This window comes from Sphingomonas nostoxanthinifaciens (assembly GCF_019930585.1).
In the GTDB taxonomy this organism is placed as follows: Bacteria; Pseudomonadota; Alphaproteobacteria; order Sphingomonadales; family Sphingomonadaceae; genus Sphingomonas_I; species Sphingomonas_I nostoxanthinifaciens.
The window spans coordinates 2234132-2259356 of the sequence record NZ_CP082839.1 but is presented as its reverse complement, the minus strand read 5'-3'; the positions used below and the strand labels follow the sequence as shown (position 1 = coordinate 2259356).

Annotated in this window: 26 protein-coding genes and 1 tRNA gene; 16 read left to right on the top strand and 11 right to left on the bottom strand. The window is 67.1% G+C overall.

All coding sequences use genetic code 11. From position 1 onward, the window contains the following. Positions 1 to 10: 10 nt before the first annotated feature. From K8P63_RS10740 to K8P63_RS10725, 4 genes are all read left to right on the top strand, one after another. Positions 11 to 637: a flavin reductase family protein gene (locus tag K8P63_RS10740; RefSeq protein WP_317629305.1), complete on the top strand. Its 627-nt coding sequence runs from the start codon at positions 11 to 13 to the stop codon at positions 635 to 637. A gap of 39 nt (positions 638 to 676) precedes the next feature. Further along, positions 677 to 2200 (top strand): amidohydrolase family protein, encoded by a 1524-nt coding sequence (locus K8P63_RS10735; protein ID WP_223796027.1) that lies wholly within the window; start codon positions 677 to 679, stop codon positions 2198 to 2200. Next, complete coding sequence (locus tag K8P63_RS10730; protein WP_223796026.1) at positions 2197 to 2619, top strand: hypothetical protein; 423 nt, start codon at positions 2197 to 2199, stop codon at positions 2617 to 2619. Before K8P63_RS10735 ends, K8P63_RS10730 begins: the two co-directional genes overlap by 4 nt. A gap of 167 nt (positions 2620 to 2786) precedes the next feature. After that, positions 2787 to 3416 (top strand): hypothetical protein, encoded by a 630-nt coding sequence (locus tag K8P63_RS10725; protein ID WP_223796025.1) that lies wholly within the window; start codon positions 2787 to 2789, stop codon positions 3414 to 3416. A 24-nt stretch (positions 3417 to 3440) separates the two neighbouring features. Here K8P63_RS10725 and K8P63_RS10720 read toward each other — a convergent pair whose 3' ends face one another. The 3 genes from K8P63_RS10720 to K8P63_RS10710 all read right to left on the bottom strand — a co-directional run bounded on the left by K8P63_RS10720 (position 3441) and on the right by K8P63_RS10710 (position 5784). After that, on the bottom strand, positions 3441 to 4814 hold the full coding sequence (locus K8P63_RS10720; protein ID WP_223796024.1) for an APC family permease: 1374 nt from the start codon (positions 4812 to 4814) through the stop codon (positions 3441 to 3443). A 68-nt stretch (positions 4815 to 4882) separates the two neighbouring features. Further along, complete coding sequence (locus tag K8P63_RS10715) at positions 4883 to 5203, bottom strand: cupin domain-containing protein (protein WP_223796023.1); 321 nt, start codon at positions 5201 to 5203, stop codon at positions 4883 to 4885. Positions 5204 to 5214: 11 nt separating this feature from the next. Continuing rightward, the gene (locus tag K8P63_RS10710; protein WP_223796022.1) at positions 5215 to 5784 is read right to left on the bottom strand and encodes a nuclear transport factor 2 family protein; all 570 of its coding nucleotides are present in this window, start codon (positions 5782 to 5784) and stop codon (positions 5215 to 5217) included. Here K8P63_RS10710 and ettA point away from each other — a divergent pair. Beyond that, the gene (gene ettA, locus K8P63_RS10705) at positions 5750 to 7429 is read left to right on the top strand and encodes an energy-dependent translational throttle protein EttA (RefSeq protein WP_223796021.1); all 1680 of its coding nucleotides are present in this window, start codon (positions 5750 to 5752) and stop codon (positions 7427 to 7429) included. The genes K8P63_RS10710 and ettA overlap by 35 nt on opposite strands. A 17-nt stretch (positions 7430 to 7446) precedes the next feature. Beyond that, positions 7447 to 7851, top strand: coding sequence for a ribose-phosphate pyrophosphokinase (locus tag K8P63_RS10700; RefSeq protein WP_223796020.1), 405 nt, complete (start codon positions 7447 to 7449; stop codon positions 7849 to 7851). Between the two features lie 16 nt (positions 7852 to 7867). On the opposite strand, the gene K8P63_RS10695 is transcribed toward K8P63_RS10700, so the two are convergent. The 3 genes from K8P63_RS10695 to K8P63_RS10685 all read right to left on the bottom strand — a co-directional run bounded on the left by K8P63_RS10695 (position 7868) and on the right by K8P63_RS10685 (position 9680). After that, positions 7868 to 8440, bottom strand: a complete 573-nt coding sequence (locus K8P63_RS10695; protein ID WP_223796019.1) for a Uma2 family endonuclease — start codon at positions 8438 to 8440, stop codon at positions 7868 to 7870. Between the two features lie 65 nt (positions 8441 to 8505). Beyond that, complete coding sequence (locus tag K8P63_RS10690) at positions 8506 to 8970, bottom strand: hypothetical protein (protein WP_223796018.1); 465 nt, start codon at positions 8968 to 8970, stop codon at positions 8506 to 8508. Between the two features lie 62 nt (positions 8971 to 9032). Then, on the bottom strand, positions 9033 to 9680 hold the full coding sequence (locus tag K8P63_RS10685; RefSeq protein WP_223799804.1) for a carbonic anhydrase: 648 nt from the start codon (positions 9678 to 9680) through the stop codon (positions 9033 to 9035). A 65-nt stretch (positions 9681 to 9745) separates the two neighbouring features. On the opposite strand from K8P63_RS10685, the gene lipA reads away from it, so the two are divergent. From lipA to K8P63_RS10665, 4 genes are all read left to right on the top strand, one after another. Then, entirely contained in the window at positions 9746 to 10672 is a 927-nt protein-coding gene (lipA, locus tag K8P63_RS10680; RefSeq protein WP_223796017.1) for a lipoyl synthase, read from the top strand. Next, complete coding sequence (locus tag K8P63_RS10675; RefSeq protein ID WP_223796016.1) at positions 10669 to 11136, top strand: YbaK/EbsC family protein; 468 nt, start codon at positions 10669 to 10671, stop codon at positions 11134 to 11136. Before lipA ends, K8P63_RS10675 begins: the two co-directional genes overlap by 4 nt. Positions 11137 to 11192: 56 nt before the next feature. Next, positions 11193 to 11269: transfer RNA gene (locus tag K8P63_RS10670), tRNA-Arg, on the top strand. A gap of 168 nt (positions 11270 to 11437) precedes the next feature. Continuing rightward, on the top strand, positions 11438 to 11929 hold the full coding sequence (locus K8P63_RS10665; protein ID WP_223796015.1) for a type II toxin-antitoxin system RatA family toxin: 492 nt from the start codon (positions 11438 to 11440) through the stop codon (positions 11927 to 11929). Here the strand turns inward: K8P63_RS10665 and K8P63_RS10660 are convergent. The 5 genes from K8P63_RS10660 to K8P63_RS10640 all read right to left on the bottom strand — a co-directional run bounded on the left by K8P63_RS10660 (position 11860) and on the right by K8P63_RS10640 (position 17254). Next, entirely contained in the window at positions 11860 to 12387 is a 528-nt protein-coding gene (locus K8P63_RS10660) for a CinA family protein (protein ID WP_223796014.1), read from the bottom strand. The two genes, K8P63_RS10665 and K8P63_RS10660, sit on opposite strands and share 70 nt — an antisense overlap. Next, entirely contained in the window at positions 12384 to 12917 is a 534-nt protein-coding gene (locus tag K8P63_RS10655) for a hypothetical protein (RefSeq protein WP_223796013.1), read from the bottom strand. The genes K8P63_RS10660 and K8P63_RS10655 overlap by 4 nt, the downstream gene beginning before the upstream one ends. After that, positions 12914 to 14068 (bottom strand): bifunctional 2-C-methyl-D-erythritol 4-phosphate cytidylyltransferase/2-C-methyl-D-erythritol 2,4-cyclodiphosphate synthase, encoded by a 1155-nt coding sequence (locus K8P63_RS10650; protein ID WP_223796012.1) that lies wholly within the window; start codon positions 14066 to 14068, stop codon positions 12914 to 12916. Before K8P63_RS10650 ends, K8P63_RS10655 begins: the two co-directional genes overlap by 4 nt. A 318-nt stretch (positions 14069 to 14386) precedes the next feature. Then, a complete protein-coding gene (locus K8P63_RS10645) occupies positions 14387 to 15298 on the bottom strand; it encodes a hydrogen peroxide-inducible genes activator (RefSeq protein WP_223799803.1) in 912 nt (303 codons plus the stop codon). Between the two features lie 186 nt (positions 15299 to 15484). After that, on the bottom strand, positions 15485 to 17254 hold the full coding sequence (locus tag K8P63_RS10640) for a cation:proton antiporter domain-containing protein (protein ID WP_223796011.1): 1770 nt from the start codon (positions 17252 to 17254) through the stop codon (positions 15485 to 15487). A gap of 131 nt (positions 17255 to 17385) precedes the next feature. On the opposite strand from K8P63_RS10640, the gene K8P63_RS10635 reads away from it, so the two are divergent. The 6 genes from K8P63_RS10635 (at position 17386) to glmS (ending at position 25162) form a co-directional block, all read left to right on the top strand. Continuing rightward, positions 17386 to 19194: a DUF885 domain-containing protein gene (locus tag K8P63_RS10635; RefSeq protein ID WP_223796010.1), complete on the top strand. Its 1809-nt coding sequence runs from the start codon at positions 17386 to 17388 to the stop codon at positions 19192 to 19194. 99 nt (positions 19195 to 19293) lie between these two features. Further along, positions 19294 to 20205, top strand: coding sequence for a ubiquinol oxidase subunit II (gene cyoA / locus K8P63_RS10630; RefSeq protein WP_223796009.1), 912 nt, complete (start codon positions 19294 to 19296; stop codon positions 20203 to 20205). Positions 20206 to 20209: 4 nt separating this feature from the next. Further along, complete coding sequence (gene cyoB, locus K8P63_RS10625; protein WP_317629304.1) at positions 20210 to 22219, top strand: cytochrome o ubiquinol oxidase subunit I; 2010 nt, start codon at positions 20210 to 20212, stop codon at positions 22217 to 22219. Beyond that, entirely contained in the window at positions 22216 to 22878 is a 663-nt protein-coding gene (gene cyoC, locus K8P63_RS10620) for a cytochrome o ubiquinol oxidase subunit III (protein WP_223796007.1), read from the top strand. Before cyoB ends, cyoC begins: the two co-directional genes overlap by 4 nt. Continuing rightward, a complete protein-coding gene (gene cyoD, locus K8P63_RS10615; RefSeq protein WP_223796006.1) occupies positions 22875 to 23270 on the top strand; it encodes a cytochrome o ubiquinol oxidase subunit IV in 396 nt (131 codons plus the stop codon). Before cyoC ends, cyoD begins: the two co-directional genes overlap by 4 nt. Before the next feature lie 68 nt (positions 23271 to 23338). Then, complete coding sequence (glmS, locus tag K8P63_RS10610) at positions 23339 to 25162, top strand: glutamine--fructose-6-phosphate transaminase (isomerizing) (RefSeq protein WP_223796005.1); 1824 nt, start codon at positions 23339 to 23341, stop codon at positions 25160 to 25162. Positions 25163 to 25225: the final 63 nt, after the last annotated feature.

Here is a 25225-nt window from a genome sequence, read left to right as displayed (position 1 = left end):
GGACTTCGACATGCGCGCGCTGCCGCGGGCGAGCCGCTACAAGATCCTCGGCTCGTGCATCACGCCGCGGCCGATCGCGTGGGTGACGAGCCGCAGCGCCGACGGGACGGTCAACGCCGCGCCCTACAGCTTCTTCAACGCACTGGGCGACGATCCGCCGACGATCGCGCTCGGCCTGATGCAGCATGGCGAGGCGCGGCTGAAGGATACCGCCGCCAACATCCGCACCTCGGGCGAGTTCGTCGTCAACCTGGTCGACGAGGCCCATGCCGCGGCGATGAACCTCACTTGCATCGACGCACCGCCGGGGGTGAGCGAGGCGGAGATGGCCGGGCTGGAGCTGGCGCCGAGCGTCGCCGTGGTACCGCCGCGCATCGCGACTGCGCCAGCCAGCTTCGAGTGCCGTCTGCTCCACGCGATCGAGACCGGGCCGCACCAGCTGGTCGTGATCGGCGAGGTGGTTCATGCGCATGTCGCCGACGCGTTCATCATCGATCGCGAGCGGCTCCACATCGACACGCTGGCGATGAACCTGATCGCGCGGATGCACGGCGCCGGCTGGTACAGCCGCCAGACCGACCTGTTCCAGATGACGCGGCCGCGCTGGGCCGAGCGCACGGCGGCGAACGAACCTTGATCCACTGAACGGGGGAAGACCATGACGAAGCGGGGGCTGATGGTACGGTTGTTGGCGGCGGGGGTCGCGCTGGCGGCGATCTGCGCACCGGTCGCCGCGCAGCCGGTGGCGCCGGCGACCGAGCCCTATAGGCCGACCCATCCGATCGCGATCGTCGGCGGGCAATTGCTCGACGGCAATGGCGGCGCACCGCTGACCGGCCAGACCGTGCTGATCGAGGGCGAGAAGATCGTCGCGGTCGGCCCTTCGGCGTCGATGCACATTCCGGCCGATGCCGAGCGGATCGACGCGACCGGCATGACGGTGATGCCCGGGCTCATCAATTCGAACCAGCATATCCAGCTCAACCCGATCTTCCCCGCGCCGGCCGCGAACCTGCCGCTCGACCAGATCCGCGCCCGCTGGGAGGCGAACTTCGCCGACATGCCGAAGAAGGCCTACGTCTACCTGATGCAGGGCGTGACGACGATGCGTCAGACCAGCGGGCCGTTCAAACGGCTGGTGCCGATCAAGCATCAGATCGACGCCGGCGAGATCCCGGGCCCGCGCATCATGCTGGGCGGTGCGCTCATCATGAGCCCGCAATTCTTCAACGCCTATATCAAGGAAGCGAAGACGCCGCCCGACGCCGTCGAGTGGATGCGCAACGATTTCGCTTACTACGTGCTCGACGACATCGACAAGGATACCGAGATCCTGAAGGGCGGGGATTTCGCTTATTGGAAGCTGTATCTGGCCGACGAGGAGTATGACGGCAAGAACGACTTCTCCGACGATCAACTTCACTTCATCATCGCCAAGGCGCACCGCAACGGCAAGAAGATCGACGTCCACGCCCATGCGTCGAACGAAGGGCTGCGGCGCATCCTGAAGTTCGACATCGATACGCTCGAGCATCCGTTCTACGGCAATTTCAGGATCGATCCGGACATCGCCGAAACCGCTGCGAGGAAGAACATCCTCTCGACCACGCTGCTGCGCGTGATGGTGACGGGCGCGGACTTTGCCGAAGATCCGAACAAGCTCGACGAGACGAACTACATCATGTCGATGACGCCGGAGCAGTATCGCGTCGCGCTCGACTATCGCGACAAGATGCTCGCCAACAAGGCGTCGCCCGACAGCAAGGGCTTCCCCATGTACGACCGGCGGGCGCGTCACGCCGACATGGGCGTGCTGCCGCCGCTGGAGAAGAACGGGCCAAGCTATACCTCCCAACTCGCGGCGCGCGACACCTCCTATGCCAATATGCGCCTGTTCGTGTCCAAGGGGGCGAAGCTGACGATGGGCACCGACACGCCGTCCTTCCTCAATTTCCAGCAGGAGGATCCCAATGCGCGCGAGATGATGGATCTCGAAAAGATCGGCGGCATGACGCCGATGCAGGTGATCGTCACCTCGACGCGCAACGGCGCGCAGGCGCTGGGCATGCTCGACACGCTCGGCACGGTCGAGAAGGGCAAGCTGGCCGACGTGATCGTCGTCGCCGGCGACCCGCTCAAGGACATGGGCGCGATGAAGCGTGTCGCCTACGTCATCAAGGGCGGGGTGCGCTTCAAATGATCGGCGCGCTGCTGCTGGCGGGGCTGGCCGCCGCCGCAACGCCCGCCGCGATCGAGGGGAACTGGGTCGCACGCGATTATACGCCCAAATCGGGCGTCGCCTTTCCGCTGCGCGGGGCGATGATGGTGCAGGGCGACATGTGGTCGCTCACCTATCTCGTCATGGTCGACGGCAAGGCGCAGCGCGCCTTTGCCGAGACCGGCCGCTTCACCCGCCAGGGCGATACGCTGGCGCTGGGCGGCAACGTCGCGATCTACTCCTACGCGCCGGCCGTCCCGGGCCTGTGGGAACAGCCCGAGCGGATGATCGCTTTCCCGGAGGATGGCGGCAAGCCGGTGACGGCGGCGGTCAAGGTTTCTGGCGACGTGCTGACAATTACCTATGGCAGCGGCAGCGTGATGACCTTCCTCAGGCGATAGGCGCGCGCTCGGCCTCGGCGCGGGTCGCCAGCCCGGATGATACGGCGCGTGCTTTCGCCTGGATGCGACGAACGGAAATGGAACGCCTAACCGTCCGCCGCGTCGTACCTATATCAGAATCAGGAAGCATGGTTGCCCGATTGCGGGCCGGTTGCGGAGCGCGTGAGATGAAGAAGTTCGGTAAATTGCTCGGAGCGGTCGCAGCGGCCGCGATGCTGGTCGCGCCTGTGGCAGCACAGCGGGGCGGCGGCCATGGCGGCGGCGGAGGCGGCGGGTTTCACGGCGGCGGTGGTGGTGGCGGCTTTCACGGCGGCGGCGGCGGCGGTGGCTTCCATGGCGACGGCGGCGGTTATCACGGTGGTTATGGCGGCTATCGTGGCGGCGGCTACCGCGGTGGCGGCTGGGGCGGCTATCGCGGTGGTTATGGCTACGGCTATGGTTTTGGTGCGGGGTTCGGGCTTGGCCTGATCGGCGGCTATGGCTGGGGCGGCTATCCCTATGGCGGATGGGGCGGCGGCTATTACGATTATTATGACGATCCGGTCGCCTATGCGAGCCCGAGCTATTATGCCGATCCCGAGGTGGACAGCGCGCCGTTCCCCGACGCCGACGCGCCGCCCCCTGCCTATCAGGGAGGCTATGCGGCACCGCAGGGCTATCAGGGCGGTTACGCCGCGCCACAGGGATATCAGGGCGGCTATGCCCCGCCGGCAGCCCAGCAGCAGGCGCCCGACGGCGAGCATTGCCCGATGTACTGGGATCAGGCGAGCGGCCGCTACCTCGCGCGCTGTAACTAAGACGCGGCACGGTGTCGGCTGGGTTCAGGTGGGCGCGTCGCCCGCCGTCCAGCCGCGCCGGCGCAGCACAAGCAGATAATAAGCCGCCGAGCCGACGATCTGCGCACCGGTGACGATCAGCCCCGGTCGTCCCTCGTCCGGATCGAGCCAGTTCAGCCACGTCACGTAAGCAAGCGCCGCGCCCGCGACGATCGGTGCGAGCGGGAAGAGTGGCATGCGATACTGCGCATGCGCGGTCGCGCCCGATTGTCGCCCGCGCACGACGGCGAGGCCGATCCCCGCATAGATCGCGATCAGACCCGTGCCGCTCAGGACGAGCAGAAAGCGGAGCGGGACGAAGCAGCAGCCGATGCCCACCGCGCCCGCGAACAGGGTTGCCTTCGCCGGCGATGCGAAGGACGGATGGACCGCTGCCAGCCACGGATCGACCCGACGGCCCCACGCGCGATCGCGCCCCGTCGCGTAGAGGAAGCGCGCGGTGGCGAGGATGCCCGCGATGATCGCGTTGACGATCGCGATGTCGACACCCAGCGCGACCCAGCGCGCGAGTCCCAAGCCGCCATAATCCCGCACCAGCAGGCCGAACGGGTCGTTCGCCGTTAGAAATCCGGGAAGATCACGCGCACCGATCAGTCCGGCGATCACCGGCCCGCCTTCGAGCAGGAGCGTGGCCGCCAGCGCCAACAGGATGGTGCGCGCAATCCGGCGTGGCGCGTCGTGCATCTCTTCGCCGAAATAGACCGCCGCCCCATAGCCGTTGAGCGCGAAGATCGCGATCGACGTCGCCAATCCGATCGCTCCGGCCGACGCCGGCACGAGCCGGCCGGCGGCGAGCATCAGCGGGTGGAGCAGCATCCCGTCGAACGCGCGGCCAGGGTGGAGCAGCCCCAGTGCAGCGACGATCGCCAGCGTGAGCCCCTCGATCGCGAGGAAGATGCCGGTCACGAGCGCGTTCACCCGCACGTTGAGTATGCCAAGCAGCGTCGCGAACGCCATCGCCGCCACCGCGACCGGCACGGTGGGCAGCCCCGGCCAGAAAGCGCCCGCCACCGCAGCGATGCCGAGCGCGGCGACTGGCGGAAAGAGCAGATTGTTGAACAGGTTGATGCCGAGCATCACGAAGCCGGCGAGCGGCCCGAGCGTGCGGGCCACCATCACATATTCGCCGCCGGCCGCCGGCCATGCCGACGACAGTTCGGCGTAGATGAAGGCGGTGGCGACGCACACGATCGCTGCCAGCGCGAGCGCCCACAACGCGCCGGTGCCCGCCACCTGCAGCATGCCCGGCACGATCACGAACACCGACGAGGCGGGTGTCGCCACCGATAGCGTCAGAAACAGCACGCCCGCCGTGCCGAGGCAGCGCCGCAGGGGCACAGACGAGAAAGGGTCGCGCATTCCCTCGTTTGACGCGCGGCGCAGCGCGCGTGAACCGGAAATCTACATGCGCGCGCCGATGCGACGCCTCAGGCGTCGACGAACACCACCCAGGCGGCGAAGTCGGGGCTCATCGTGACGAAGCGGTGTTGCACCAGCCGTGGCACGAAGGCGATCTGGCCCGCGCCGAACGAGCGGGCCTTGCCCTCGATCTGCAGCGTCGCGTGGCCGCGCGCGCCGATATAGATTTCGTCGCGCTCGTGGCTCGTCTGGCGATCGACCCCGCGCGGCGCGAAGATCATCACCGACAGGCCCGGCCGGTCCATCAGCGTGTTGAACCACGAGCCGTCGGGCCATTGGGTCGAGCCGGCAAGCGGCAAAGGCGCAATCGCCTCGGCCAACCCGATCACCCGTGCTTCCATCATTGTCTGGGGAGCCCTGTCACTTGCGAATAGACGACCAGCCAATGGCCGTCTCGTCGGGCGAACATGTCGGAAAAGCGGAAATGTTCGGTGAACGGCTGGCCATTGGCGTTGCCTTTCAGCCAGGCTTCGCCCCCAATTACAGCCACATCGGACTGAACGCGCAGCAAGAGCGGGTCGTGGACGACCAACGGCTCCAGTTTGACGCCCGGTGCGGTGAAGCCGTCGATGAAATCCTGCTTGCCGCCGACGCGGCCCGATCCGCGCACGAACAGGAATTCGGGCGCGATCATCGCCTCCAATGCCGTGCGGTCGCCGCGGACCTGCGCCTGATCGAACGCGGCGGCGGCGGCGCGCAGATCGGCGGCGTCATCGGCGGCAAGCGCAGGCGCGGCGAGGAGGGCGGCGGCGAGGAGGAGTGGGCTGGTGTGCATTTGACTGTCCTGAACCCGCTCCCCATGTTTGCCAAGGCTGGGCCGCCGGGCTATCGGCCGGCGCAAATTCGCCAGCACTGAAATCCGGAGTCTCGACCACATGGCCGCGCAATACGCCTTCGTCATGAAGGACATGACCAAGACCTTCCCCGGCGCGCCCAAACCCGTGCTGAGCAACATCAACCTGCAATTCTACCAGGGTGCGAAGATCGGCATCGTCGGCCCCAACGGCGCCGGCAAATCGACGCTGATGAAGATCATGGCCGGCATCGACAAGGAGTTCACCGGCGAGGCATGGCCGGGCGACAACATCACGGTCGGCTATCTGGCGCAGGAGCCGCAGCTCGATGCCTCCAAGACCGTGCTGGAGAACGTCAAGGATGGCGCGCGCGAGGTGGCCGACATGGTCGATCGCTTCAACGCCATCTCGGCCGAGATGGGTGATCCCAAGGACGACACGGATTTCGACGCGCTGATGGACGAGATGGGCGTCCTTCAGGAGAAGATCGATGCCGTCGACGGATGGACCCTCGACAACCAGCTCGAGATCGCGATGGAGGCGCTGCGCTGCCCGCCGTCCGACTGGCCGGTCGAGCAGCTTTCGGGCGGCGAGAAGCGCCGCATCGCGCTCACGCGTCTGTTGATCCAGAAGCCCTCGATCCTGCTGCTCGACGAGCCGACCAACCATCTCGATGCCGAAAGCGTGGCTTGGCTCGAGAAGCATCTCGCCGACTATCCGGGCGCGGTGCTGATGATCACCCACGATCGCTATTTCCTCGACAACGTCGTCGGCTGGATCCTCGAGATCGATCGCGGCAAATACTTCCCGTACGAGGGCAATTATTCGACCTATCTCGAGAAGAAGTCGAAGCGCCTGGAGCAGGAGGAGCGCGAGGAGAGCGGTCGCCAGAAGGCGATCAAGGACGAGCTCGAGTGGATCCGGCAGGGGGCCAAGGCCCGCCAGACCAAGTCGAAGGCGCGTATCGCCAAGTTCGACCAGCTGGTCGAGGCGCAGCAGAATCGCGCGCCGGGCAAGGCCCAGATCGTCATCCAGGTGCCCGAGCGCCTCGGCGGCAAGGTGATCGACGTCGAGAACATCTCGAAGAGCTTCGGCGACAAGAAATTGTTCGAAGGGCTGTCGTTCATGCTGCCGCCGGGCGGCATCGTCGGCGTGATCGGGCCGAACGGCGCGGGCAAATCGACCCTGTTCAAGATTCTCACGGGGCAGGAGACGCCCGACGAAGGCACGGTCGAGGTCGGCTCAACCGTGCGCATGGGCTATGTCGACCAGAGCCGCGACCACCTCGACGCCAAGAAGAACGTCTGGGAGGAAGTGTCCGAGGGCCACGATTATGTGAAGGTCAACGGCCACGACATGTCCACGCGGGCCTATGTCGGCGCGTTCAACTTCAAGGGGCAGGATCAGCAGAAGAACGTCGGCAAGCTTTCCGGCGGCGAGCGCAATCGCGTCCACATCGCCAAGATGCTGAAGCGCGGCGGCAACGTGCTGTTCCTCGACGAGCCGACCAACGACCTCGACGTCGAAACGCTCGGCGCGCTGGAAGAAGCGATCGAGAATTTCGCGGGCTGCGCGGTGGTGATCAGCCACGACCGCTTCTTCCTCGATCGTCTCGCCACCCACATCCTCGCCTTCGAGGGCGACGCCCATGTCGAATGGTTCGAGGGCAATTTCGAAAGCTATGAAGAAGACAAGCGCCGCCGCTTCGGCGACGCGGCCGATCGCGCCGGCGCCGGCGCCTACAAGAAGCTCACGCGCTGATCCGGGGCGGCGTCGCGATGAGCATCGAGACGCTGGCCGAATGGCTCGAACGCGAGGGCATCGTGGCCTCCGAAGGGCCGGGTGCGATCGCCGATGTCGAGCGGGTGCGCGGGCTGCTGATCGCGGCGGCGCGGTCGCGGCGGACAGTGAGCTATTCCGAGCTGCTCGGCCTGCTCGGCCACCGCTTCACCCGCCCCAAGATGCGCGCTTTGTGCAAGACACTCGACGCGGTCGAGGCGACCGAGGACGGTGACGGGCTGGCGGTGCTGGTCGTTCGCGAAGGCGACGGACTGCCTGGACAGGGCTGGTGGATCGCCGCTGCGGCGCAAGGCTATCAAGGGCCCTGGACGGGCGCCGGCGCCGATGCGCACGTCAAGGCGCTGCAGGAGCGGCTCTTTGATCGGTGGCGACCGAGCAAGTAACGCGGTGATCGCCGAGTCAGAGCGATCCGGTCTCTACCCTCAGACCGACAATGGTCATCGCGGTGATCGTCTCGCCGAATGCCACCCCCGCCCGCTCCCGGAACACCGAATCAGCGGGCGACCATAATAAGTGGACTCGACGGGCTGCCACGTCGACCACCCAATATTCGGGCACACCATTCTGCGCGTAAAGCGCAGCCTTCTTGCCCAGATCGTTGGCCAAAGTGGCGTCAGCGATCTCGACGAGCAAGGCAACCGACGCGAGCGGGACGGGGCCGTCCCCCTCCGGTTCCGCGGTCAGCACGATGTCTGGCTCCGGCACGCTATGTGGCGGCATTGCGACCGACGGCTCGATCATCATCTCCAGCCGGGACGCAATTTTCCCGAGCGCCGCATCCAACGCAACCGCAAGCCGCGACTTCAGCCGGGCGTGCGGCCGATGCTGCGCATTCATGAAGAAGATTTCCCCGTCGATCAGCTCGGTCTTGCCATAGTCGGCGAAAGCATCCGATGCGTCGAGCAGCAAATAATCCTCGACACGCAGCTTCAATGGCAGCGGAGTGATGTTGAGCGGCTGCTGCTCGGTCATGACGGGAAGGCTAACATGATCCCGAGACGCGGCCAATGCCGCGCCCCCGGGGCATTCATCGGCGATCAATAATAATCGGCGGGGTTGGGCGGCGGCATGTCGCACGCGCGCTGCTTGCCCTTCTTGCAAGCCATCACCTGCACGCGCCATACCGCCATGGCGTCGGCATAGGCACGCTGCTGGCGGACATAGCGGATGTTGGTGCGATCGACTGCCATGTCGTGCTTCGCGAGTGCGTCCATGTAGGCGGCGCGATCGGCATCATATTGCGCCTGCGCTTCGGGTGAGGGCTGGCCGGCGGTTGCGGCCTGCGCTTGCGCGGCGCCGGCCGCCTGCGCGTTGAGCGACTGGACGGCGGGCTGGCTCTGCGCGTCGGCCGCGGCCTGGCCGGGCATCGGCGTGGCGGCATAGCCGCGCTGATACTCTTCCTGCGGCGTGCGGCCGATATTGTCGGTGCTCTGCGCCTGCAGCGCGGCGAGGGGGCTCGCCGCCAGCAACAGGGCGAGCAAAGGCTTGGGGGACATGGTCACGCTCTCCTCGACTTCGATGCCGCGACAACGTCAGCGTCGAAGGCGCGTTCCTCCCGAAGCGTTCAGGTGGCGGGTGCGAAGCTGCCCGTAGCCTCGTCGAGCAGGTGGAGCACGCCGTCGGCGATGGCGAAATAGGCGCCGCGCAGCCGCAGCGTGCCGGCCGCCTCGCGTTCGGGCACGCTCGGGAAGCTGCGGAGATTGGCGAGGCTGACCTTGACCGACTCGAGCTCCAGCGCGCGCGCCGCTTCGGGCCCAGTGCCGCAGCGCTCGACGACGCGGTCGCGCGGCGCGTCGAGCAGCGAAGTCCAGCGCGCGATATAGCCGCCGCGCCCCGGAGGCGCGCCCTGGAAGGCGTGGGTGAGCGAGGCCTGCACGCCACCACAGCCGCCATGCCCCATGACGACGATCTCGGCGACCTCGAGCTGTGTCACCGCAAACTCGATCGCCGCCGACACGCCATGATAGCCCTCGGTCGGATCGAGTGGCGGCACGAGGTTGGCGATGTTGCGCACGACGAAGATCTCGCCCGGCGAACAATCGAAGATCTGCGCCGGATCGACACGGCTGTCCGAGCAGGCGATGACGAGCGCGAAGGGCCGCTGCCCTTCGGCCAGCTCCGCCCAGCGCGCGCGTTGCTTTGCCCAGTCATTACGGCGGAAGCGGTGATAGCCGGCCAGCAGCGGCGCGAAGGCGGGATCGTCCTCGGTCATGCGCGCGTGGTAGCTGGTGGTGGCGAGGGGTGGCAAGCGGGCATGGCGCGCGCTATCTAGCCGCCATGACCGAGCCGCTTCCCGCAAGCCCCGCGCCGCGCGCGCGCAAGCCCGACTGGATCCGGGTGAAAGCCCCCACCAGCGCGACCTTCCAGGAGACGCGCCAGCTGATGCGGCGGCTCAACCTCGCCACCGTGTGCGAGGAGGCGGCCTGCCCCAACATCGGCGAGTGCTGGACCAAGAAACACGCCACGGTGATGATCCTCGGCGACACCTGCACGCGCGCCTGCGCCTTCTGCAACGTCAAGACCGGCATGCCGCGCGCGATCGACCCGCTCGAGCCGCAGCATGTGGCCGACGCCGCCGCCGAGCTGGGGCTGGAGCATATCGTCATCACCTCGGTCGATCGTGACGATCTGAAGGATGGCGGCGCCAGCCAGTTCGTGAAGGTGATCGAGGCGCTGCGTCGCTCGACCCCCAAGACGACGATCGAGATCCTGACGCCGGACTTCCGCAACAAGCACGAGGCAGCGGTCGAGGCGATCGTCGCCGCGCGGCCCGACGTCTACAATCACAATCTGGAGACGGTGCCGCGCCTTTACCCGACCATCCGGCCCGGCGCGCGTTACTATGCCTCGCTGCGTCTGTTGGAGAGCGTGAAGCGGCTCGATCCGTCGATCTTCACCAAGTCCGGCATCATGGTCGGGCTGGGCGAGGAGCGGCTGGAAGTCCATCAGGTGATGGACGACATGCGCTCGGCCGGCATCGATTTCCTGACGATGGGTCAATATCTCCAGCCGACGCCCAAGCATGCCAAGGTCGCCGATTTCGTGACGCCACAAAGCTTTGCCGCTTATGGCGCGATCGCGCGCGCGAAGGGCTTCCTGCTCGTCGCCGCCTCGCCGCTGACGCGGTCGAGCTACCATGCCGGCGAGGATTTCGAGCGGATGCGCGCCCCGCGCCAGGCGCAATTGGAGCGCGTGCCGGCTTGAGCCTCGCATCGGTGCGCGCGTGGCTGACGGCGCACGCGCCCGATTTGCCGATCATCGAGACCGAGGCGAGCACGGCCACCGTGATCGAGGCGGCCGCCGCGCTCGGGGTCGAGCCCGGCCGGATCGCGAAGACGCTCGCCTTGCGGGTCGAGGGCGAAATCCTGCTCGTGGTGACGCGCGGCGATGCCCGGATCGACAATGCCAAGTGCAAGGCTTCATTCGGCGGCCGCCCGCGCATGCTGCCGGCGGAGGAAACGCTCGCGGCGACCGGCCATCCGGTCGGCGGCGTATGTCCGTTCGGGCTGGCGACGCCGCTGCCGGTCTATTGCGATGTGTCGCTGCAGCCTTACGATCTGGTCTATCCGGCGGCAGGATCGCTCACCAGCTCGGTCGCGGTCGCGCCGGGGCGTCTGGCCGAACTGGTCGCGAAGCGCTGGGTCGACGTCTGTACGATCCGCGAATGAGCCCGTGCGGCGGCGTGTTGCGGGCACGGGCGGCCATCGGTAAAGCGTGGCACGTTGGTTCCGTAGCTCAGCAGGATAGAGCAGCGAATTCCTAATTCGAAGGTCGCGCGTTCGAATCGCGCCGGGACCACCACCATAAGCCTGCCGCCGCGGATCCACCGCGGCCTGGGCGCGCGGAGCAGTAAGCGAATGTCCACCGCCCATGCCATGTCGGTCGACCGCCCGTTCGGTGCGCGCGCGCCTGCTTGCGTGACGAGCGCGGCTGGGGCGGCTGCCATGACCGAGGCGCGCGCAGGGTAGGATGCCGCAACATTCCGAGACGCGCCGGCTGCCTTACTCGCCCGAGCAGATGTTCGATCTGGTCGCCGATGTCGGCCGTTATGCCGAGTTTCTGCCGTGGGTGGCCGCGGTGCGCGTGCGTTCCGACAGCGAGACCGAGATGGTCGCCGACCTGATCGTCGGCTTCAAGGCGCTGCGCGAGCGCTTCACCTCGCGCGTGCAGAAGCAGCGGGCCGACAGCATCCATGTCGATTATGTCGACGGGCCGCTCGATCACCTGCGCAACGAATGGCGTTTCCGGCCGGACGGGCAGGGCGGCTGCCTGATCGATTTCTCGGTCGATTTCGCCTTTCGCAGCCGCATTTTCGAGGCGATTGCGGGGCAGATGTTCGGCTCGGCGCTCCGCCGCATGATCGGTGCGTTCGAGACGCGCGCCGCGGCGCTTTACGGTGTCGGGATGGCGAGCGAGTCGGCCGAAGGCAGCAGCAGCTCGAGCGCGCACAGCGCCGCCTGAAGTCGCACGCCGCTCCGGCCGAGATCGCCGAACTGGCGGTGGTCGGTGACGGCATGCTCGGGATCGTCGCCGCGGCGGGCGCGCGCGAACACGACCGTGCCGACCGGCTTCTTCTCGCTGCCGCCACCGGGCCCGGCAATACCGGTGATCGCGACGGCGACGTCGCTGCCCGACCGCTCGACCGCGCCGTGCGCCATCGCCCAGGCAGTGGCGAGGCTGACCGCGCCGAACGTCTCGATCACGTCCTGCGCCACACCCAGCAGCGCGGTCTTGGAGCCATCGGCGTAGGTGATGAAGCCCGCGTCGAACACGTCCGAAGAGCCGGCAATCTCGGTCAGCGCGGCGCTGACGAGGCCGCCGGTGCAGCTCTCCGCCACCGAGATGCGGCGGCCGGCGGCGCGGTTCTCCTCGATCACGCGCTGGGCGAGTTCGACGAGCTTATCGGGCAGGATGGTCATGGGGCGACGCTTCCGGAAGGACAGATGCTGAGGATACCGGCGATGCCCTTGCCCTTGCGATCGGCGATCGTGGCGGCCAGCGCGGCGAGCCGGCCGACGTCGCGGCCCGAAAGCGCGGCGGCGTCGGTGATCGCCTCGTCGGCGGTCTGGCAATCGCGCGGGCTGACCTGCTTGGCAAGCAATTCGGCCAATGCGGGTTCGGCGAGGGTACGGATCAGATCCGAATTCATGTCGGCCGGCATCGGCTGACCGAGGAACTGCGCGAAGACCCGCGCGATCGCGCGTCGTGCCTCGGGCCACGCCGCCGCCGCGTCCGGGCGGTAACGATCGGCCAGCGCCATGGCGTTGACGCTGAGATATGCGTTCGGCGGCAGGTTTGCCCGGCAGCGATCGGCCAGCCGCTCGACCAGGCTCGGCAACGCGAAGGTGACGAGCGCCGCCGCTTGCGTGCGCGGGACGCAGACCATTGTCTGCGCCTGCGTGAATCCAGGCATCGCCGCCAGCATCAGCATCGCGCCGAGGCGCTTCATGCCGCATCCTCGGGCAGACGGACGGTCGCGAGCGCCTGCGCGGCGATGCCCTCGCGTCGGCCGGTGAAGCCGAGTTGCTCGGTGGTCGTCGCCTTCACGCTGACCTTGCTCTCCGCCAGGCCCAGGATTGCGGCGATGCGCGCGCGGATCGCCGGGCGGTGCGGGCCGACCTTGGGCGCCTCGCAGATGATCGTCACGTCGACATGGTCGATACGGCCGCCGGCCTCGACCACCAGATTGCGCGCATGCGCCAGGAAACGGTCCGACGCCGCACCGCGCCATTGCGGATCCGACGGCGGGAAATGCGTGCCGATATCGCCGTCGCCGATGGTGCCGAGCAGCGCATCGGTAATCGCGTGCAGCGCAACGTCGGCGTCCGAATGGCCGGCGAGCGCATGGCTGTGCGGGATGGTGATGCCGCCAAGCTGGATCGAGTCGCCATCGGTGAAGGCGTGGACATCGAACCCCAGCGCCGTGCGCGATACCATCAGCGGTGCGAGCCGCCGCTCGGCAGCGGCAAGGTCGGACGCCTGCGTGAGCTTGTCGAGCAAAGGCGAGCCCTCGACCGTCGCGACGACGCGCCCCAACGCGCGCAGCATCTGCGCATCGTCGGTCGCTTCGCGGGCGGGATCCCACGCGGCATGCGCGGCGCGGATCGCATCGGCGCGGAATGCCTGCGGCGTCTGCACCCGGACCAGTGCCTCGCGAGGGACGGTCGCGCCGAGCGTCGCGCCATGCTCGGCCAGCGTGTCGGCGATCGGCAGCACGGGCACGGCGCCATCGGCCGCGTCGAGACTGGCGAGCAATCGGTCGATCACCGCCATCGGCACGAATGGTCGCGCGGCGTCGTGGATCAGGACGCGGTCGGCGTCGATCGCGGCCAGCCCGGCCAAGACCGAGTCGCGGCGCGTGGCTCCGCCCGTAACCGGCGGCGGCAGCATGCGGCTGCCGATCGCGCCGGCGTAGAGTGCCTCCTGCCCAGCGCCGATCACCACCTGGATGCGGCCGATCGCACTATGCGCGCCCAGCGCATCGATCGCATGCGCCAGCACCGGCTGACCGGCGATCGACTGATATTGCTTCGGAAGTTCACCACCTGCCCGAAGGCCCTGCCCGGCGGCGACGATGAGGGCTGCGGTTCGCTGCTGCATCACGCGAGCCCTAGAGCCTGATCGGCTTCGGTGGAAGCGCCTTGCGGCGACCGCCGAAAACGTGAACCTTCGGCAGACCCCCCGGCCACCTATGTTCACGGCGCAGCACGATATACGCCTGCGACGATCAAGGTCTAGGTACGTCACAGGATCGGACAAACCCCGCGGACTGCGTACCAGAATTACCATCACGCAACTTACTGCGAGGCAAACCTATATCAGCTTCGGCTGGGGCTGCCCAGCGGCGAAATACATGAAAATCCTGCACTTGCGAGTTACGCTCTGGGCGTAACGTTCTGACCACTTCGACAGCGCCGGTCAGGCAGCCGCCTCACGGGCCTGACGCAGTGCGTCGGCAAGCAGGCGGAACTCCTTGTCACGCGGCGAACCGGCGCGCCAGACGAGTGCGATCCGCCGCGACGGGTGTGCCGCATCCAGCGGGCGCGCCACCACGCGTGTGTGATCGAGAATGCCTGCCTTGATGGCCATTTCGGGCAGCATCGTCACACCAAGCCCGTTGTCGACCATCTGCACCAGTGTGTGCAGCGATGTGCCCATCATCGTCGCTTCGGCCCGCAACTCGGGCCGGTTGCAGGCGGCGAGCACATGATCCTTGAGGCAGTGGCCGTCTTCCAGCAGCAGCAGCTGGCGCTCGTCGATGCCGCTGGCGGGCACGATGTCGGGCATGCCCTCCGCCTGCTCGGCGGAGACGGCGACGAACAGCCGATCGGTGAACAGGTCGACATGCTCGATTTCGCCGCATGCGTAAGGCAGCGCGAGCAATACGCAATCGACATGGCCGCGATGCAGCGATTCGCAAGCCGCTCCCGACGTCTCCTCGCGCAGGTAGAGCTTGAGGTCGGGCCATTCGCTGCGCAGTCGGCCCAGGACGCGCGGCAGCATGAACGGCGCGATCGTCGGGATGACGCCCATGCGCAGCTCGCCGGACAACGGCTTGCCCGCCGCCTTCGCAAGCGCGGCAAGTTCTTCGGCCTGTCGCAGGACGCGCTCACCCTTTTCGGCGATCTTCAGCCCCAGCGGCGTGAAGCGCACGACGCGGCGCGTTCGCTCGACCAGCGTGATGCCGAGCAGCGACTCGAGCTCGCGCAACCCCGCCGACAGCGTCGACTGCGTCACGTAGCAGGCGTCGGCCGCGCGACCGAAGTGCCCCGTGTCGCGCAACGCGACAAGATATTGAAGCTGCTTGAGCGTCGGCAGGTAAGTGGCCATTAAGTGTCCAAATCGATCAGCGTCGCGCGATTTAATCAATTAGCGCATTGCGTGCGATGCAGCAAAGGCCCCTGTGTCGGCGTCTGCCGATACCATATCATATAGTCCTCTCCGCACCCCCCTGTAGCGGAGAGGGCTCGGGCGGGGGCGGTTCTTCCCCCCAGGACCTGCCGTCCTCGCCCACCTTCAATGATCGTCGACGATCGTGCGGCGGCGCAGCGGCGGCTCCCGGCCGGTATCCGCCATTTCCATGATCTTGGCGCGCAATTGGGCGCGTTTCTCGTGGATCGAGGCGATGACCGGCCCCATCGCGACGCCCAGATCCACCAACGCCGCCTCGGAAAGCTGGAGCGACGATTCGATGGTCTCCGGCACGGCGTCGGTCGCCCCGGCGCGATAGAGCTGCGCCGCATGATTCGGGTCGCGCGCCCGGGCGACGATCGTCAGATCGGGGTGGGCGTCGCGCAGCCGCGCCGTCAGTCGGACAAGCTGGACCGGATCGTCCATCGTCAGCACCACCGCGCTTGCGCTGCCCGCTGCCAGATGGTCGATCATGCCCGGCCGCGTGATGTCACCGAAGATCACCTGATAGCCACGCTTTCGCGCCGCGCGCACGGTATCGGCATCCGCATCGACCGCCAGATAGGGCAGCTCGTGCGCATCGAACATCTGCGCGACCAGCCGTCCGACCCGGCCGAAACCGACGATCAGCGCGCGGCGCGCATCGTCGCTCACCGGCGGGACCGCCTCGGCCTGGTGGCGATCGACGCCGAGCGCGAGGCGGCGTCCCGCCATCGCCAGCAGCGGCGTGATGGTGAGCCCGATCGCGGTGACGATCTGCCAGAATGCAGCGGTCTCACGATCGATCATCCCGACCGCCGATGCGGTGCCGAGGACGATCAGCGTGGTTTCCGACGGCGCCGACATCAGCAGGCCGGTCTCGAGGCTCACGCCGCGTTCGGCGCCGCGCACGCGGAGCAGCAGGCCGGTCACCAGCGTCTTGACCGCCACCACGGTCAGGACGGCAGCCGTAAGCGCCGGGCCGAACCGCCCGACCACGCGCAGGTCGAGGCTCATGCCGACCGTGATGAGGAACACGCCGAGCGCCAGGCCCTTGAACGGCGCGGTCATCAGTTCGACCTCGCCATGATAGTCGGTCTCGGCGATCAGCACGCCGGCGAGCAGCGCGCCCACGATCGGCGACAGCCCTGCGGCGCTGGTGGCGAGGCTCGCGAGGATGACCACCAGCAGGCTGGCAGCGAGGAACAGTTCGGGGCTCTTGGTGCGCGCCGCCTGCGCGAACAGCCGCGGCAACAGCCACCGGCCGCCCACCAGGAGGACGCCGACCGTCACGCCGCCGAGCGCGAGCGTGCGCGCCACCTGCCAGCCGCCGCCTTCGCCCCCGTGCGGCGCGAGCGCACCAAGCGCGAAGATGATCGGCACCAGCGCCAGATCCTCGAACAGCAGCATGGCAAAGGCGCGCTCGCCGACCGGACCGCGCGTGCCGGCGATCGGCAGGACGAGCGCGGTCGATGACAAGGCCAGCGCCATACCGAGCCCGAAGGCGCTCTGGATCGTCTGGCCCGCGAGCCAGAACCCCATCCCGAGCAATATCGCGCTGCCGGCCAGTTCCGCCGCGCCGAGCCCGAACACCGCGCGCCGCATCGCCCACAAGCGGCGGAACGACAGTTCCAGGCCGATCGAGAAGAGTAGCATGACGATGCCCAGCTCGGCGAACGGCTCGATCGCGTGCGGGTTGGTGATGGTGACCCATGATAGCCAGGGCGCGCGTCCGACGAAGCTGCCCAGCCCGGCCGGTCCGACCGCGATGCCGACGAGGATGAATCCGATCACCGGGTTGATGCGCCAGCGGGCGAACGCCGGGATCACCACGCCTGCGGCGCCAAGGATCACCAGCGCATCGCTGAAGCCGGTGGGGTTGAAGGCGGAGGCCATGACGCGTTGTCGCCGCCCGGGCGCGCAAGGTCAAACGGTGCTGCGAGGCACCTCATGGCGGTCAAGCAGTAGGATTGTTGCGCCTCCGCGGCGTTCGGCTAGACGGATGCCATTCCCGTGGAGGCTTCCCATTGCGTTCGTTCGGCTTTTTGTCTGCTGCCCTGCTTCTCCTCTCCGGCACGGCACTCGCCGGGGCGACCCCCGCGACGCGTGCGGCGACCGCCGAGCATGACCGGCTGATTGCCCTGTTCGCAGCGAGCGACGAGGCGAGCCTCCGACGCAATCCGCTCAACGCGCTCCAGCGCGGCGACCTGCGCTATGCGGATCGGATCGGCGATCCGTTCAGCGATGCGCACTTCGATGCCGAGCGCGCCGCCACGAAGCACGATCTGGCCGCATTGCACGCCATCGGCCGGGCGAAGCTCGATGGCACCGATCGCATCGCCTACGATACGTTCGAATGGGGCCTGCAGAACGACCTTGCGCTGCTCGACGATCCGACGCTGACCGAGATCGCCAAGGTCACGCCGATCGACCATTTTCAGGGCATCCACATCTGGTATCCCGACATGGCGTCGGGCAAGGGCGCGGCGCCGTTCAAGACGGTCGCGGATTATGACAGCAACCTGGCCCGCAACCGCGCTTATGCGAAGCTGTTGATCGAGGCGATCGGCCGCTTCCGCCAGGGCATCGCCGCCGGCATCGTCGAGCCGCAGCTGGTCGTGCGCAACATGATCGACCAGTTCGATGCTCAGATCGGGCAGGGGGTCGAGGGTTCGACCTTCTATGGGCCGGCGACGATGTTCCCGGCGACCATCCCCGCCGCACAGCAGGCGCGGCTGCGCGCCGCCTATGCCGCGCAGGTGCGCGATGTCCTGATCCCGGCCGAGCGGCAGCTGCGCGACTTCCTCAAGGCTGACTATCTGCCGGCCGCGCGGCCGAGTGTCGGCCTGTCGGGGATGAAGGGCGGCGATCTGTTCTACGCCTATCAGATCCGGTCCAACACGACGCTGCCGCTGACCGCAAAGCAGGTTCACGAAATGGGGCTGGCCGAGGTCGCGCGCATCCGCGCCGAATTGGCGGAGGAGCAGGCGAAGGTCGGCTTCAAGGGCAGCCCGCAGGAGTTCTTCACCTATCTGCGCACCGCACCGCGCTTCCAGCCCAAGAGCGCGGCCGAACTGCGCGACGGCTTCTTCGCGATCAAGACGCGGGTCGAGCAGCGGCTGGGCGAGCAATTCTCGACCTTCCCGCGCACGCAACTCGAGATCCGGCCGGTGCCGGCCTACCAGGAAAAGACCGCCGCCGGCGGATCGTACAATTCGGGCACGCCCGACGGTTCGCGGCCGGGTGTCTTCTATTATAACAGCTATGATCTGCCATCGCGCCTGACGTGGGAGATGGAGACGTTGTTCCTGCACGAAGCCGAGCCGGGGCATCATTTCCAGATCAGCCTGGCGCAGGAAAATGCGGCGCTTCCGCCCTTCATGCGGTTCGGTGGCAACACCGCCTTCGTCGAGGGCTGGGCGCTCTATGCCGAAAGCCTGTGGCGCGAACTCGGCATGGAAACCGATCCGTGGCAGCGCATCGGCGGCCTGAACGACGAGATGCTCCGCGCGATGCGGCTGGTCGTCGACAGCGGTATCCATGCCTATGGCTGGAACCGCGACCAATCGATCCGCTACATGCTCGACAATTCGCCCGAAAGCGTCACCGACGCCACCGCCGAGGTGGAGCGTTACATCGCCATCCCCGGCCAGGCGCTCGCCTACAAGGTTGGTCAGATGACCATCGCGCGCTGCAAGGCGAAGGCGATGGCGGCGCTGGGCAGTCGCTTCGATCCGCGCGCCTTCCATGCGCAGGTGCTCGATACCGGCGCGTTGCCGATGGGCGTGCTCGAACGGAAGATCGACGCCTGGATCGCCACGCAAAAAGCCGGTTGAGAATCATGCAATCGCGCTGACAGTCTACGCAATCTTCTCCCGGTGCACTTTTCGGAATAGGGGGGTAAGGGGATCGCGGATTTCAAGGAACTAAGCCGGATGATGGTGACGAAAGGGGCGCTGGGGGCAAAGGCCAGAGCGATCGCGGCGCTTGCGCTGGTGACGTGTCTGACCGGCTGCTCGGGCATGCTGCTGGACCCGCAGGGCCCCGTCGGGCTGCAGGAGCGGCAGATCCTCTACAATTCGCTCGGCATCATGCTGGTCATCGTCGTCCCGACGATCATTGCCACCTTCTGGTTCGCCTGGTGGTATCGCGCCGACAATAAGCGCGCGCGCTATTTGCCCGACTGGGCCCATTCGGGTCGCGTCGAACTGGTCGTCTGGTCGATCCCGATCGTCGTCATCCTGTTCCTGGGCGGCGTGATCTGGGTCGGCAGTCATCGTCTCGACGTGTTCAAGCCGCTGGATTCGAAGATCAAGCCGGTCGAGGTGCAGGTCGTCGCGCTCGATTGGAAGTGGCTGTTCATCTATCCGGAGCAGGGCGTGGCCAGCGTCAACAAGCTGGTGATGCCGGCCGGCGTGCCGGTGCATTTCACGCTCACCTCCGCGAGCGTGATGAACGGCTTCTTCGTGCCGCAGCTCGGCTCGATGGTCATGGCGATGAACGGCATGGCGACGCAGGTCTCGCTCCAGGCCGACAAGCCCGGCACCTATTATGGCGAATCCACGCAGTTCAGCGGCGACGGCTTCTCCGGCATGCATTTCGAGGTGGACTCGGTGCCCGCCGCGCAGTTCGCGCAATGGGCGTCCGGCGCGCATGGCGCGGGCCCGGTGCTCGACGGCGCAGGCTATGCCGAGCTGTCGAAGCAGAGCGAGGACGTGAAGCCGTTCACCTATCGCGCGGTCGATCCGCGCCTGTTCGACGCCATCACTACGCAGAAGCTGCCGTCGGCCCCCGGGCCGCAGGTCGGCCGGCCTGATGCGACCGTTTCACCCCGCTCGGAGAGCTGAACAGATGCTCGGTAAGCTAGACTGGTCGGCGATCCCGTTCGATCAGCCCATTCCCCTCATTGCCGCTGGCTGCGTCGGGCTGGGTGTACTCGGCGTGCTCGCGCTGGTCACCGTCAAGGGCTGGTGGCCCTATCTCTGGCACGAGTGGCTGACGAGCGTCGACCACAAGCGCATCGGCGTGATGTACATCATTCTCGCGGTGCTGATGCTGCTGCGCGGCTTTGCCGATGCGATCATGATGCGCTCGCAGCAGCTGTTCGCGATGGGAAGTGCCCATGGCTATCTGCCGCCGGAGCACTTCAACCAGGTCTTCTCCGCCCACGGCACGATCATGATCTTCTTCGGCGCGATGCCGTTCGTGATCGGCCTGATGAACTTCGTCGTGCCGTTGCAGCTCGGCGTGCGTGACGTTGCCTTCCCAACGCTCAACTCGACCGGCTTCTGGCTGACGGCAAGCGGTGCGCTGCTGGTCAACATCAGCCTCGTCATCGGCGAGTTCGCGCGCACCGGCTGGCTGCCTTATCCGCCGCTCAGCGAGCTGAAATATTCGCCCGGCGTGGGCGTCGATTATTATCTGTGGGCGCTGCAGATATCGGGGGTCGGCACGCTGACCGCCGGCATCAACATCGTCACGACCATCCTCAAGATGCGCGCGCCCGGCATGAACTATCTGCGCATGCCGATGTTCTGCTGGACCAGCCTTGCGTCCAACATGCTGATCGTCGCCGCGTTCCCGATCCTGACCGCGACGCTCGCGATGCTGCTGCTCGACCGTTACCTCGGCTTCCACTTCTTCACGAACGAAGCCGGCGGCAACATGATGATGTTCGTCAACCTGATCTGGGCGTGGGGCCATCCCGAGGTCTACATCCTCGTCCTGCCCGCGTTCGGCATCTTCTCCGAGATCTTCTCGACCTTCTCGCAGAAGCCGCTGTTCGGCTATCGCTCGATGGTCGCGGCGACCCTGTTCATCGTCGCCGTGTCGTTCGTCGTGTGGCTGCACCACTTCTTCACGATGGGTGCGGGCGGCGACGTCAACGCCTTCTTCGGCATCGCCACATCGATCATCGCGGTCGGCACCGGCGTGAAGATCTACAACTGGCTCTTCACGATGTACGGCGGCCGCGTGCGGCTCGAAGTGCCGATGTTGTGGTCGCTGGCGTTCGTCGTGACCTTCACCGTCGGCGGCATGACCGGCGTGCTGCTCGCGGTGCCGCCGGCGGACTTCGTGCTTCACAACTCGATGTTCCTGGTAGCCCACTTCCACAACGTCATCATCGGCGGCGTCGTCTTCGGCGCGCTGGCGGGCTACGAATATTGGTTCCCGAAGGCGTTCGGTTTCCGCCTGCACCCAGGCTGGGGCAAGGCCGCCTTCTGGCTGTCGGTGACGGGCTTCCTCGCCACCTTCATCCCGATGTACATGCTCGGCCTGGACGGCATGACCCGCCGACTGCAGCATGTTGACCATGTCGAATGGGGCGCACTGATCGCGGCTGCCGCGATCGGCGTTGCGATCACCGCGGCGGGCGTGGCCGCGCAGGTCATCCAGCTCGTCGTCAGCATCATGCAGCGCGACAAGCTGCGCGACGTGACCGGCGACCCGTGGAACGGCCGCAGCCTGGAGTGGGTCACGCCGTCGCCGCCGCCGTCGTTCAACTTCGCGGTGACGCCCGACGTGCATGGCGAAGAGGCCTATTGGGGCATCAAGCAGGCGGCGATCGAGCGTCAGCGCCTGGCCGACGAGCCCGATTATCAGCCGATCGAAATGCCGCTCAACAGCGCCACCGGCGTGGTCGTGGCCTTCTTCACCACGATCATGGGCTTCGCGCTGATCTGGCACATCTGGTGGCTGGTCGCGGTGTGCTTCGTGGGCGCCTACGGCACGTTCGTGTGGTTCGCCTGGCGCGACCATGACGAATACGAAATCCCGGCCGCCGAAGTGGCGCGGGTCGATCGCGGCCGCCGTGCATCGCGCACGACCGAGTGGCTGGCCGAACTGGGGAGCCGGGCATGAGCGCGCAGGTAATGCATGGGCATGATGCCCCGCACGGGCACGACGCGCTTGGCCACGGCCATTCGGAAGCGCGTGGTCACGGCGAGGGTGGACCGGCACCGAAGCGGGTGATCGTCGGCTACGGCTTCTGGATCTTCCTGCTCAGCGACATCGTCATGTTCTCCGCCTTCTTCGCGGCTTATGCCGTGCTGGCGGGGGCGACGGCGGGCGGCCCGACCGGGCGCGAGCTGTTCGATCCCACCCGCGTGGCGATCGAGACGGCGTTCCTGCTGGCGTCCAGCTTCACCTGCGGCCTGTCCTACATCGCCGCCCACAATAAGAGCCAGATGCAGACGCAGCTGTGGCTCCTGCTCACCGGGCTGCTCGGCCTCGCCTTCGTGGTGCTGGAGGTGCAGGAATTCTGGGAGATGATCGAAAAGGGAGCGGGGCCGCAGCGCAGCGCCTTCCTGTCGTCCTTCTTCGCGCTCGTTGGCTGCCACGGCCTGCACGTCACCCTGGGCGGCCTGTGGCTGGGCACGATGATGGCGCAGGTGTGGGTCAAGGGCTTCACCCAGCCGATCATGCGTCGCCTGCTGTGCTTCAACCTGTTCTGGCACGCGCTCGACATCATCTGGGTCGCGCTGTTCACGATCGTCTATCTGATGGGAGCCGGCGCATGAGCCACGGTCATCACGACGAATATGATGTCGACGATGCCGCTCCAGGCGACGAGGTCGCCAGCGGTACGGACTCGCACGGCATTCGCGTCTACGCGATCGGCCTGTTCCTCGCGACGCTCCTCACGATCGGGTCCTTCTGGGTCGCGGGCTCCAGCATGGTGTGGGGTCCGGGTATCCCGTCGGCGCTGATCGCACTGGCGGTGGCGCAGATCGGCGTCCACCTCGTCTTCTTCCTGCACATCACCAGCGGGCCCGAGAACACCAACAACACCATCGCGCTCGCCTTCGGCTTCACGATCGTGCTGCTGGTGGTGGTCGGCTCGATCTGGATCATGCACCATCTCGACCACAACATGATGCCGATGTCGCAGATGATGCAGATGCAGCGCTGAGGCTGTTCAGCCGCGATCAACCCGCCTAGGCGCTTTGGCCCTGACACAATTTTCGGGGACCAAGCGCCATGTGCGGGATCATCGGTATCGTCGGCAAGGAAGAGGTGTGCGGGCGGCTGCTCGCAGGGCTGCGGCGGCTCGAATATCGCGGCTATGACAGCGCCGGCGTCGCCACCGACCATGACGGGCTGATCGACCGCCGCCGCGCACCGGGCAAGCTCGACAATCTCGCCGCCGTCCTTCACGCCGATCCGCTGCCGGGCACCACCGGCATCGCGCACACGCGCTGGGCGACGCACGGTGCGCCGACCGAGGACAATGCCCATCCGCATGCGACCGGCGAGGTCGCAGTGGTCCACAACGGCATCATCGAGAATTTCAAGCCGCTGCGCGAGGAGTTGCAGGCGCGCGGCCATGTCTTCACCAGCCAGACGGATACCGAGGTGGTGGCCCATCTCGTGTCCGAACAGGTGGAGCAGGGGGCCGAGCCCGCCGCCGCCGTCGCGGCGGTGCTCAAGCGGCTGCATGGCGCCTTCGCGCTCGCCATCCTGTTCCGCCAATATCCCGACATGCTGGTCGGCGCGCGGCTCGGCTCGCCGCTGGTGGTGGGGTTCGGCGACGGCGAGACCTATCTCGGCTCGGACGCGCTCGCGCTCGCGCCGCTCACCCAGCGCATCTGCTACCTCGAGGAGGGCGACTGGGTCGTCATCACACGCGACGGCGCGCGCATCTTCGATCGCGACGACAGGCCGGTCGAGCGACCGATCGTCCTGTCCGGCGCGACCGACATCGCGCTGACCAAGGGCAATCACCGGCACTTCATGCTCAAGGAGATTTACGAGCAGCCGATCGTGGTGGCGCAGACGCTGCGCTCGTACCTGCGCCGGCTGGAGGGCGAGCTGGCGCTGCCGACCGAGGGCTACGACCTGTCGGCGGTCAAGCGCGTGACGATCGTGGCGTGCGGCACCAGCTTCTACGCCGGCATGGTCGCCAAATATTGGTTCGAGCAGTTTGCGCGCGTGCCGGTCGACATCGATGTGGCGAGCGAGTTTCGCTATCGCGCGCCGGTGCTGGAGCCGGGCGGGCTGGCACTGTTCATCAGCCAGTCGGGCGAGACCGCCGACACGCTGGCGGCGCTGCGCCATGCGCGCAGCGAGGGCCAGACGATCGCCTGCGTCGTCAATGTGCCGACCAGCACCATGGCGCGCGAGGCCGATCTCGTGCTGCCGACCCATGCCGGGCCGGAGATCGGCGTCGCCTCGACCAAGGCATTCACCTGTCAGCTCGCAGTGCTGGCCGCCTTCGCCGCCAATCTGGCGCGCGCCAAGGGGCGGCTGAGCCAGGAGCAGGAACGCGCGCTCGTCCGGCATCTGTCCGAGGCGCCCGCCGCGCTCAACGGCGCGTTGGCCTATGACGAGGCGATCCACGAGGTGGCGGCCACCATCGCCGGCGCACGCGACGTGCTGTATCTGGGACGCGGGCCGGATTATCCGCTGGCGCTGGAGGGTGCGCTGAAGCTCAAGGAAATCAGCTACATCCACGCCGAAGGTTATGCGGCGGGCGAGATGAAGCATGGGCCGATCGCGTTGATCGACGATCTTGTGCCGGTGATCGTGATCGCGCCGTCCGGCCCCCTGTTCGACAAGACCGTGTCGAACATGCAGGAGGTGCAGGCGCGCGGCGGCAAGGTCGTGCTGATCTCCGATTATGACGGCGTCGCAGCGGCGGGCGAGGGGTGCATGGCGACCATCACCATGCCGAAGGTCCACCCGCTGATCGCGCCTCTGGTCTACGCCGTGCCGGTGCAGCTTCTGGCCTACCACGTCGCGGTCGCGAAGGGCACCGACGTCGATCAGCCGCGCAATCTGGCGAAGTCCGTCACGGTCGAGTGACGATCGCGTTCGCGATCGAGGGATGCCCTGGGGGGCGGGCATCCCTCGATCGCCGGCACGCGC

Excerpts from the sequence above, each read along its gene's own strand:
- lipA (WP_223796017.1), top strand. The coding sequence starts at position 9,746 with ATGACCGAGCCGCTTCCCGCAAGCCCCGCGCCGCGCGCGCGCAAGCCC.
- cyoD (WP_223796006.1), top strand. The coding sequence starts at position 22,875 with ATGAGCCACGGTCATCACGACGAATATGATGTCGACGATGCCGCTCCA.
- K8P63_RS10700 (WP_223796020.1), top strand. The coding sequence starts at position 7,447 with ATGAGCATCGAGACGCTGGCCGAATGGCTCGAACGCGAGGGCATCGTG.
- ettA (WP_223796021.1), top strand. The coding sequence starts at position 5,750 with ATGGCCGCGCAATACGCCTTCGTCATGAAGGACATGACCAAGACCTTC.
- K8P63_RS10645 (WP_223799803.1), bottom strand. The coding sequence starts at position 15,298 with ATGGCCACTTACCTGCCGACGCTCAAGCAGCTTCAATATCTTGTCGCG.
- K8P63_RS10685 (WP_223799804.1), bottom strand. The coding sequence starts at position 9,680 with ATGACCGAGGACGATCCCGCCTTCGCGCCGCTGCTGGCCGGCTATCAC.
- K8P63_RS10720 (WP_223796024.1), bottom strand. The coding sequence starts at position 4,814 with ATGCGCGACCCTTTCTCGTCTGTGCCCCTGCGGCGCTGCCTCGGCACG.
- K8P63_RS10725 (WP_223796025.1), top strand. The coding sequence starts at position 2,787 with ATGAAGAAGTTCGGTAAATTGCTCGGAGCGGTCGCAGCGGCCGCGATG.
- K8P63_RS10695 (WP_223796019.1), bottom strand. The coding sequence starts at position 8,440 with ATGACCGAGCAGCAGCCGCTCAACATCACTCCGCTGCCATTGAAGCTG.
- cyoC (WP_223796007.1), top strand. The coding sequence starts at position 22,216 with ATGAGCGCGCAGGTAATGCATGGGCATGATGCCCCGCACGGGCACGAC.
- K8P63_RS10710 (WP_223796022.1), bottom strand. The coding sequence starts at position 5,784 with ATGTCCTTCATGACGAAGGCGTATTGCGCGGCCATGTGGTCGAGACTC.
- cyoB (WP_317629304.1), top strand. The coding sequence starts at position 20,210 with ATGCTCGGTAAGCTAGACTGGTCGGCGATCCCGTTCGATCAGCCCATT.
- K8P63_RS10730 (WP_223796026.1), top strand. The coding sequence starts at position 2,197 with ATGATCGGCGCGCTGCTGCTGGCGGGGCTGGCCGCCGCCGCAACGCCC.
- K8P63_RS10735 (WP_223796027.1), top strand. The coding sequence starts at position 677 with ATGGTACGGTTGTTGGCGGCGGGGGTCGCGCTGGCGGCGATCTGCGCA.
- K8P63_RS10640 (WP_223796011.1), bottom strand. The coding sequence starts at position 17,254 with ATGGCCTCCGCCTTCAACCCCACCGGCTTCAGCGATGCGCTGGTGATC.
- cyoA (WP_223796009.1), top strand. The coding sequence starts at position 19,294 with ATGATGGTGACGAAAGGGGCGCTGGGGGCAAAGGCCAGAGCGATCGCG.
- glmS (WP_223796005.1), top strand. The coding sequence starts at position 23,339 with ATGTGCGGGATCATCGGTATCGTCGGCAAGGAAGAGGTGTGCGGGCGG.
- K8P63_RS10650 (WP_223796012.1), bottom strand. The coding sequence starts at position 14,068 with ATGCAGCAGCGAACCGCAGCCCTCATCGTCGCCGCCGGGCAGGGCCTT.
- K8P63_RS10740 (WP_317629305.1), top strand. The coding sequence starts at position 11 with ATGCGCGCGCTGCCGCGGGCGAGCCGCTACAAGATCCTCGGCTCGTGC.
- K8P63_RS10660 (WP_223796014.1), bottom strand. The coding sequence starts at position 12,387 with ATGACCATCCTGCCCGATAAGCTCGTCGAACTCGCCCAGCGCGTGATC.
- K8P63_RS10665 (WP_223796015.1), top strand. The coding sequence starts at position 11,438 with ATGCCGCAACATTCCGAGACGCGCCGGCTGCCTTACTCGCCCGAGCAG.
- K8P63_RS10655 (WP_223796013.1), bottom strand. The coding sequence starts at position 12,917 with ATGAAGCGCCTCGGCGCGATGCTGATGCTGGCGGCGATGCCTGGATTC.